Annotated in this window: 10 protein-coding genes and 1 pseudogene; 5 read left to right on the plus strand and 6 right to left on the minus strand. The window is 72.4% G+C overall.

The features are described 5' to 3' along the window. Positions 1-198 (minus strand): annotated as a pseudogene (locus tag AC1DY2_RS11505) (NAD(P)-dependent alcohol dehydrogenase); the annotation flags it as partial. A 76-nt stretch (positions 199-274) separates the two neighbouring features. Between AC1DY2_RS11505 and AC1DY2_RS11510 the strand changes: the two are divergent. The 3 genes from AC1DY2_RS11510 to AC1DY2_RS11520 are packed head-to-tail and all read left to right on the plus strand — an operon-like array spanning position 275 to position 2,304. After that, positions 275-1,411 (plus strand): NAD(P)-binding domain-containing protein, encoded by a 1,137-nt coding sequence (locus AC1DY2_RS11510; protein ID WP_476762565.1) that lies wholly within the window; start codon positions 275-277, stop codon positions 1,409-1,411. A gap of 48 nt (positions 1,412-1,459) precedes the next feature. Continuing rightward, positions 1,460-1,825 carry a DUF488 domain-containing protein gene (locus AC1DY2_RS11515; protein ID WP_476762557.1) on the plus strand — a complete coding sequence of 122 codons (366 nt, stop codon included), beginning with the start codon at positions 1,460-1,462 and terminating at the stop codon, positions 1,823-1,825. Next, complete coding sequence (locus tag AC1DY2_RS11520) at positions 1,822-2,304, plus strand: hypothetical protein (RefSeq protein WP_476762558.1); 483 nt, start codon at positions 1,822-1,824, stop codon at positions 2,302-2,304. Before AC1DY2_RS11515 ends, AC1DY2_RS11520 begins: the two co-directional genes overlap by 4 nt. Here the strand turns inward: AC1DY2_RS11520 and AC1DY2_RS11525 are convergent. Beyond that, a complete protein-coding gene (locus tag AC1DY2_RS11525; RefSeq protein WP_476762559.1) occupies positions 2,301-3,140 on the minus strand; it encodes a CPBP family glutamic-type intramembrane protease in 840 nt (279 codons plus the stop codon). The genes AC1DY2_RS11520 and AC1DY2_RS11525 overlap by 4 nt on opposite strands. Before the next feature lie 118 nt (positions 3,141-3,258). On the opposite strand from AC1DY2_RS11525, the gene AC1DY2_RS11530 reads away from it, so the two are divergent. Together AC1DY2_RS11530 and AC1DY2_RS11535 are read left to right on the plus strand one after the other, a co-directional pair. After that, positions 3,259-4,386 carry a M4 family metallopeptidase gene (locus AC1DY2_RS11530; protein ID WP_476762560.1) on the plus strand — a complete coding sequence of 376 codons (1,128 nt, stop codon included), beginning with the start codon at positions 3,259-3,261 and terminating at the stop codon, positions 4,384-4,386. A 94-nt stretch (positions 4,387-4,480) separates the two neighbouring features. Continuing rightward, on the plus strand, positions 4,481-4,822 hold the full coding sequence (locus tag AC1DY2_RS11535) for a protealysin inhibitor emfourin (protein ID WP_476762561.1): 342 nt from the start codon (positions 4,481-4,483) through the stop codon (positions 4,820-4,822). Here the strand turns inward: AC1DY2_RS11535 and AC1DY2_RS11540 are convergent. The 4 genes from AC1DY2_RS11540 to AC1DY2_RS11555 all read right to left on the minus strand — a co-directional run. Continuing rightward, on the minus strand, positions 4,734-5,486 hold the full coding sequence (locus AC1DY2_RS11540; protein WP_476762562.1) for a lysoplasmalogenase: 753 nt from the start codon (positions 5,484-5,486) through the stop codon (positions 4,734-4,736). The two genes, AC1DY2_RS11535 and AC1DY2_RS11540, sit on opposite strands and share 89 nt — an antisense overlap. 166 nt (positions 5,487-5,652) lie before the next feature. Next, complete coding sequence (locus AC1DY2_RS11545; protein WP_309972804.1) at positions 5,653-6,024, minus strand: FKBP-type peptidyl-prolyl cis-trans isomerase; 372 nt, start codon at positions 6,022-6,024, stop codon at positions 5,653-5,655. 190 nt (positions 6,025-6,214) lie between these two features. Continuing rightward, entirely contained in the window at positions 6,215-7,372 is a 1,158-nt protein-coding gene (locus AC1DY2_RS11550; RefSeq protein ID WP_476762563.1) for a PrsW family intramembrane metalloprotease, read from the minus strand. A 76-nt stretch (positions 7,373-7,448) separates the two neighbouring features. After that, positions 7,449-7,875 (minus strand): FAD-binding oxidoreductase (locus AC1DY2_RS11555; RefSeq protein ID WP_476762564.1); only part of this gene is annotated, 427 nt, incomplete at its 5' end.

Consider the following 7,875-nt stretch of genomic DNA (forward strand, 5'->3'; position numbering starts at 1 on the left):
CGGGTGCACCGGCCGGCGCACGCCCCCGCCGAGCCGGGTGATCAGTGGCGTGCCGTGCAGCAGGTCCCAGTCCCAGGAGTTCACCGACGAGGCCAGCACGCGCACCACTACCTCGTCGGGACCCGGCACGGGTGTCGGCAGGTCGACCTCGCGCAGGCGGTCGGGACCGCCGTACCGCTCGTACCGGATCGCGCGCATGGGGCGAGCCTATCCACGCCGCAGTCGCGCCGGCATGCGCCGGAATACCCGGCCCTGCGGGAGGGTTTCCATGCGTATGGATGCGATCGAGGTGGACGTCGCCGTCATCGGCGCCGGGCAGGCCGGACTGTCGGCCGCCTACCACCTGCAGCGTCGCGGCTTCGTGCCGGTCGTGCGCGACGCGAGCGCGGCGCAGACGTTCGTCGTACTCGACGCGAACCCAGCGCCTGGTGGGGCGTGGCAGCATCGCTGGCCGTCGCTGCGCATGGCCACCGTCAACGGCATCCACGAGCTGCCGGGATTCCCCGTGCCGCCCGCCGACCCGGCGATGCCGAGCCGCGAGGCGCTTCCGCCGTACTTCGCCGAGTACGAGCGGCGCTTCGACCTCGCGGTGCAGCGCCCGGCGCAGGTGAGGGCCGTGCGCCGCGCGGACGACGACCMGCACGGGCGCCTGCTCGTCGAGACCGACCGGGGCGACTGGGCGRCGCGTCACGTCATCAACGCGACGGGCACGTGGACCCGCCCGTTCCGCCCCTTCTACCCGGGGCTCGATCGATTCCGCGGGCGCCAGCTGCACGTCGCCGACTACGTCTCGGCCGACGAGTTCGCCGGGCAGCGCGTGATCATCGTGGGCGCGGGCGTCTCGGCGGTGCAACTGCTGGACGAGATCTCGCACGTCGCGGAGACCGTGTGGATGACGCGCCGCGAGCCGCAGTGGGTCGAGGACGACTTCGACCTCCCCGCCCGGAGTGCCGCGATCGCCGGGGTCGAGGCGCGGGTGCGCCAGGGCCTGCCGCCCGGCAGCGTGATCGCGGTCACCGGCATGCACTGGACGCCGTGGGCGCGGGCCGCCGAGGCGCGCGGCGTGCTCGTGCGGCATCCGATGTTCGCCGCTGCCGAGGAGCACGGCGTGCGCATGCCCGACGGCTCGTTCATCCCCGCCGACGTCATCCTCTGGGCGACCGGCTTCCGCCCGGCGCTCGACCACCTGGCACCGCTGAGGCTGCGCACCCGCGAGGGCGGGTTCCGCGTCGCCGACACCCGCTCGCTCGACGAGCCGCGCCTCTTCCTCATCGGCTACGGCCCGTCGCAGTCGACCGTCGGCGCCAACCGCGCCGGTCGCGCGGCGGTGCAGCAGATCGTCGCGGAGCGCGCGGGGGACGACGAACGCTCCACCGCGTCGCCCGCCGTCGCCGGGGCGACGGCCGCCTGACGGGCCCTCGTCGTTGCCGCACCGTCGAGCACGGAGCAGACTGGCGCCATGGCGTTCGTGATGAAGCGCGTGTACGAGCCCGCCGCGGCATCCGACGGCTACCGCGTGCTCGTCGATCGGCTCTGGCCCCGCGGGGTGAAGAAGGAGCGCGCCGAGCTCGACGAGTGGGCGAAGGACGCCGCCCCCTCCCCCGAACTGCGCACCGAGTGGCACCACCACCGCGAGCGATTCGACGAGTTCGCCGCCCGCTACCGCGATGAGCTCGACGCCGATCCGGCCGCGCAGGCGCTGCTCGAGACGGGGCGCGCACACGACCGGGTCACGCTCCTCTATGCCGCACGCGACGAACAGGTCAATCACGTCGCGGTGCTGCTGGGATGGCTCGCCGATCACGGGGCATCCGTCGAGCCGTGAGCGAGCGGATGCCGCACCGGAGCGTCTCGCGGACCGCCGCCGCCGGGAACCCGCCGCCGGCGCTCACCGCCATCGTGCTCGCGCTGTCCGCGGTCGTGCTCGCCGTGTGCGCCGTGGGGGTGATCATCGAGACCTCCAGCCGTGCGTCCACGTCGTATGCGCCGATCGAGGCGACGGTCGTCGGCGAGCACTCCGATCATCGGCTGGTCGCCGACCGACGGGGCAGCAGCATCGAGTCGGTCCGCATCGTGACCGTGGAGCTGCCCGACGAGGTTCGCGCCGACCTGCAGAGCGACGATCTCGCCGTCGGCGCCTCCGCGACGGTCTACCGCAGCGATTCCGGTGCGGTGTTCGAGACACCGCCGGCGCGGCCGGGCGCGCTCGAGTGGGCGCTCTGCGCGGCGACGGCGGCGGCGGCGATCGCCCTCGCGGCACTGTCGGTGCGCAGCATGCGGGGGCCGCGGCGACCCGTCGTCTAGGGCGCCAGCAGGAAGATCGCCGGCCAGCCGTTGTGCGCGTAGACGATCACCGCGAACACGATCGCGTCGAAGAGCAGGTGCACGACGAGCACGTAGGTGAGCGACTTCGTGAGCTTGAACGTGTAGCCCTGCAGCAGCGCGAATGGGAACGTGAGCAGCGGGCCCCAGGACTGGTAGCCGAGCTCCCACAGGAACGAGACGAAGACGATCGACTGCAGCAGGTTGGCCTGCCAGGTCGGGAAGTGCCGGCGCAGCAGCGCGAACACGGTGCAGATGAAGAACAGCTCGTCCCACGTGCCCACCGCGTTCACGCCGACGAACAGGCGCGCGATCTCGTCGGGGGCGGTGACCGTCGGCCAGTTCGTGTAGACGCCCGAGGTGATGAAGTAGAACGGCAGGATCGCCCAGCCGAGGAAGAGCACGAGCAGCAGGTACGCCCACTGCACCCGAGTCCACCGCTGGCCCGTGCGCCAGGGGAAGCGGATGACCCGGTCGCGGTAGACGAACCGGGAGATCAGGTACGGCACCGCGACCGCACTGCCGAGCACGACCGTGAAGCGGACCATGTTCGGGTAGCTGATGTCTGCTTCGAGCGACATCGTGGAGATGATGACCTGGCCGAGCGCGATGAGGGCGAGGTCGGGCAGCAGCCGACTCGTGCGGCCCGACCGGTCGACCAGCCACGCCACGCCGAGGCCGAGCACGAGCACGGCGTAGCCCGCCAGTCGCAGCTGGAACCCGAAGAGGAGCACCGCGGCGCCGCAGACGAGCACGGCGGGGAGCAATGCGATGGGGTGCGTGCGCACCTCGGGCGGCGCGACGAGGGCGGTGGACACCCTCCCAGCTTCGCCGTCGCGACGCGGCGCGGCAAGTCGCCGCGGATCGTGACGCCGTGCGACGGCGCGCCCGGCGCGGGTCTCCACCGGTGTCGGGAGGACGTGTCACGATCGGTGCATGACGCGGATGCCCCGGCCCTACCCTCATCCGACGCCGCACGCGGCGATCGTGCCGCCCTACCTCCTCGCGCGCATCGCGAACCTCGACGACCCGCGCTTCGACGCGGCCGCCGACGCCGCCCGCCGCTCGCTCCTGCGCGACGCGCCCGTGCGCGAATGGCGGGGCAGCGGCGAACTGCCCTCGTTCATCGCACCCGAGCACCCGGCGCGCGACGAGCGACCCGCTGCGGCTCCCGGCACGGCGCCGCAGCCCGACCGCCGCATCTCCGACGCGCAGGGCGACGACAAGCTGCCCGGCCGCCTCGTGCGCCGCGAGGGCCAGCCCGCGAGCGGCGACCCCGCGGTCGACCAGGCCTACGACGGCCTCGGCGACACGTTCGAGATGTTCGCCCGGGTGTTCGCGCGCGACTCCATCGACGACGCGGGCCTGCCGCTCGAGGCCACCGTGCACTACGGCGACCGCTACGACAACGCCTTCTGGGACGGCGAGCGCATGGTCTTCGGCGACGGCGACGGCGAGGTGTTCCGCGGCTTCACCCAGTCGATCAGCGTGATCGGCCACGAGCTCGCGCACGGCGTCACCGAGCGCACCGCGCGGCTTCGCTACCAGGGCCAGTCGGGCGCCCTGAACGAGYACGTCTCCGACGTGTTCGGCGCGCTCGTGGAGCAGTACGCCATGGGGCAGGATGCCGCGTCGGCGACGTGGCTCATCGGCGAGGGGGTCTTCACCGATGCGGTCGAGGGGCGGGCGATCCGCTCGATGAAGGCGCCCGGCACCGCCTACGACGACGACGTGCTCGGCAAGGACCCGCAGCCCGACCACTTCGACCGCTACGTCGAGACCGACGACGACAACGGGGGCGTCCACCTGAACTCCGGCATCCCCAACCGCGCCTTCGCCCTCGCGGCCATCGAACTCGGCGGGTTCGCGTGGGAGACCGTGGGGCGGGTCTGGTACGACGTGCTCACGTCAGGCCGGTTGCGACCCGACACCGACTTCAAGACGTTCGCGAACGAGACGGTGCGCGCTGCGACCGAACGCTTCGGCCGCGCGTCCCGCGAGACCCGGGCGGTGCAGGGCGGCTGGGCTGCGGTGGGCATCGAGACGGTGCCGGCGGCCGCCTGAACCGGCACCATGCCGCCGCACCTGCCGCGGCACGTCCGCACGTCCTGCAGCTCCGCCCCAGCGGCCCTCGCATCGCGGGAGTACCATCGCGGGCATGGACGTCATCGTGTCCCGAACGGGCGGCCTGGCGGGCCTTCGACTCACGTGGGAGGTGCGCGTCGACGAGCAGCCCGACGCCGACCGGTGGTACCTCCTCATCGAGGAGATCCCGTGGAGCCAGCCTCCGCCCGTACCACCCGAGCCCGACCGGTACATCTACCGCATCCGGTGCGAGCCGCACGAGGCGACGCTGGCCGAGCGCCAGCTGACCGGTCCCTGGCGCGAGCTCGTCGACCGGGTGCAGCAGGTCACGGAGCCGGCGCGCGGCTCGAGCGGCGCGAGCGGCGAGGGTCGACCGGCGCCGACCGGGCCGTCCGCACCACCCCGAACGCGATGAAGCCCTGAGCGGCGAGGTACGTCGACATCACCACGAGGTCATGCGGGGCGAAGTCGTAGCCCGGCAGGAACCGCCCGAGGGCGAGCACCGAGTCGGAGACGACGAACAGTGCACCGCCGGCGGCGATGAGCCCGCCGAGTCGGCCGGCCAGCGCCGCCATCGCGCCGAGCACCAGGCCGTACAGCGCGACCGGTGCGAACAGCGCGTCGAGATCGGATCCGAGGAGGACGAGGAACGCCGCGTACCAGACGGCGTAGGCGGCCGTCCAGGGCGGGAGGCGCCGGTCACCTCGACGCATGCGGAGGAAGAGCACGATGTAGGTGACGTGCGCGAGCAGGAACGAGGCCAGGCCCACCACGAACCACAGGTCGCCCGTGAACGTCAGCGACGCGTCCCCACCCCAGGAGAAGCCGATCGCCACCAGGAGCAGCACCGGGGCGGCGGCACGGAGCGGTCGGGCGATGAGCACGACCGCGAGGCCGAGGGCGGGCATGAGCAGCAGCTTCGAGACGCGTGCGACGTCGTCGAGGCCGACCACGAGCACGGCGACGTGCAGGATCGACAGGAGGAGGTACGGCGCGAAGGCGAGCAGGACGCGTCGGCGGTCGCCGCTGCTGGGTGCCGCTCCGCGGTCAGGTCGTGGATCGGTCGTGGATCCGGTCACGTCGTCGTGCCTCTCGTGGGGTTCGCCCGTCGGGCGTCACCAGATGGTACCGAGCACGGCCCGAGCACGCGGCATCCGGAACCCCCATCTGGCCACTCGGTGCCCGGGCGCGACGAAGGCCGGCGGGCTCATGCCCACCGGCCTTCGTCGTACGGCGTCGCTGCGCTCAGCTGACGCCGAGGAGGTCGATCACGAAGATCAGGGTCTTGCCCGAGAGCTGGTGTCCGCCACCGGCGGGGCCGTAGGCCTTCTGCGGCGGCACCGTCAGCTTGCGGCGACCGCCGACCTTCATGCCCGGGATCCCCTCCTGCCAGCCGGCGATGAGCGCCTGCAGCGGGAAGTTGATCGACTGGCTGCGGCTCCACGACGAGTCGAACTCCTCGCCGGTCTCGTACTCCACGCCGAGGTAGTGCACGTCGACGGTGGAGCCCGGAGTGGCCTCCGCGCCGTCGCCCACCACGATGTCCTCGATGACGAGTTCGACGGGGGCGGGACCCTCGGGGGCGTCGATCTCGGGCTTGCTGTTCGTGTCAGTCATGGCTCCCATCCAAACGGACGCGACGGGCATGGACAACCGTCCACCCCCCTCTTGCGCTGACTGCGAACATCACGCACTCTGGAATCCGAGAACTCGTCGCCCCGTAGAGATGTCGGCAGTGCCACACCACAGGGCGGCGAGTTTCCTTGTGCGGGGGCGGCGCTCCGCCGGCGCCCGAGCCGCGGGAAGATCAGCGCAGCAGCGCGGCCCGGTCGGCGGCCACCGCCTCCAGCAGCGCATGCTCGTCGACGGCGCCCCGGCGTCCGTCACGCGCGGTCACCATCCGCTGCCTGGTGAAGGCGAGATGCGTCGCATCCCTGATGAGGCGTCGCATCAATGCCGTGCGCGGCGGGGTCTGCGCCCTCGCCCACGCCTTCGCCTGCCGGCGTCCGGCGGGCGTGGCGAGCATCTCGACCTCCGCCGGGCTGAACCAGCCGGCCGCGCCGTACTCGGCGAGCCGTGTGCGGGTGATGCGCGCCTCCTGGCGACGCAGGTACACCGTCACGAGCAGCGCACCGACGAAGATCGGCACCTGCACGGTGAAGTACAGGCCGATCGCGTCGTCGGCGAATGCGAGCGAGCCGTTCCACAGCGCGTGCAGCAGCACCGCACCCGTGAGGCCGAGCAGGAACCATCCGATCACGCCGGGGCCGCCCCCACGACTCGCGCCGATGCCGATCGCGATGCCGATGCACGCGGTGAACAGCACGTGCGCGAAGGGCGAGAAGATGCCGCGCAGCACGAACGTGGCACCGAGCTCGCTCGCACCGCCCTCGGCGAGCGCCTGCCCGAAGTAGAGGATGTTCTCGGTGAACGCGAACCCCGCGGCCGCCGTGGCGGCGTAGACGAGGCCGTCGACCGGGCCGTCGAAATGCGACCGCGAGAACGCGAAGATGAGCAGCACGCCCAGGCCCTTGGCGAGCTCCTCCACGAGCGGCGCCTGCACGACCGCCTGCAGGGCCTCGTCGGGACTGCCGCCCGGCTGCGCGAACGCCATCGCGAGCTGCACGCCGAGATCGACGACGAGCGCGATCGCGACCGCGACCGCCGCGCCCCACAGGAACGCGAACCACAGCGCCCACCGCGGCTCGGGCTCCCAGCGGTCGATCCAGCGCACGGCGAGCAGCACGACGCCCAGCGGCACGAGCGCGAGCAGCGTGCCGATGACGAGTGTCGACACGCCGAGGGCGAGGCCGAGATATGCGAGAACGAGCAGTCCGACCAGTCCGGCGAGCACGATCCCGATCACCCCGAACACCGTGCCACCCCGCCGCCCGCGCGGCGGCGGCGCCGACCAGAGCGGTGCGGCGGGCGTCGGGTTCAGCTCGGGCGGTGGGGCGCTGGTCATCCGCGCAGCCTATCGACCCCGCGCACCTCGAAGCAGCGGGTTGCCAGCGGCTCGCGGGCGGGTCCCCTCGAACGGCTCAGTCGTCGGAAGCCGCGAACATCACGCCGGGGTTCAGGATGCCGGTCGGATCGAAGAGGGCCTTGATCCCGCGCTGCAGGCCGAACGAGTCGTCGCCGAGTTCATCGGCGAGCCACCGGCGCTTGAGCACGCCCACTCCGTGCTCGCCCGTGAGGGTGCCACCGAGGGTCACCGCGGCGCGGAACAGGTCGTCGGCCGCGGCCCAGACATCCGACGGCACCTCGTCGCCCGTGAACACGAAGTTCGGGTGCAGGTTGCCATCGCCCGCGTGCGCGATCGTGGGGATCTCGATGCCGTACCGCGCACCGATCTCCTCGATGGCCCGGAACATCTCGGGCAGTCGCGAACGCGGCACCGCCACGTCCTCGATGAGCACGTTGCCGGATGCCGCGAGTGCCGGGTGCATCGCGCGGCGGATGTCGAGC

This window comes from Agromyces sp. P1_H4 (assembly GCF_056405255.1).

Excerpts from the sequence above, each read along its gene's own strand:
- AC1DY2_RS11515 (WP_476762557.1), top strand. The coding sequence starts at position 1,460 with ATGGCGTTCGTGATGAAGCGCGTGTACGAGCCCGCCGCGGCATCCGAC.
- AC1DY2_RS11535 (WP_476762561.1), top strand. The coding sequence starts at position 4,481 with ATGGACGTCATCGTGTCCCGAACGGGCGGCCTGGCGGGCCTTCGACTC.
- AC1DY2_RS11545 (WP_309972804.1), bottom strand. The coding sequence starts at position 6,024 with ATGACTGACACGAACAGCAAGCCCGAGATCGACGCCCCCGAGGGTCCC.
- AC1DY2_RS11550 (WP_476762563.1), bottom strand. The coding sequence starts at position 7,372 with ATGACCAGCGCCCCACCGCCCGAGCTGAACCCGACGCCCGCCGCACCG.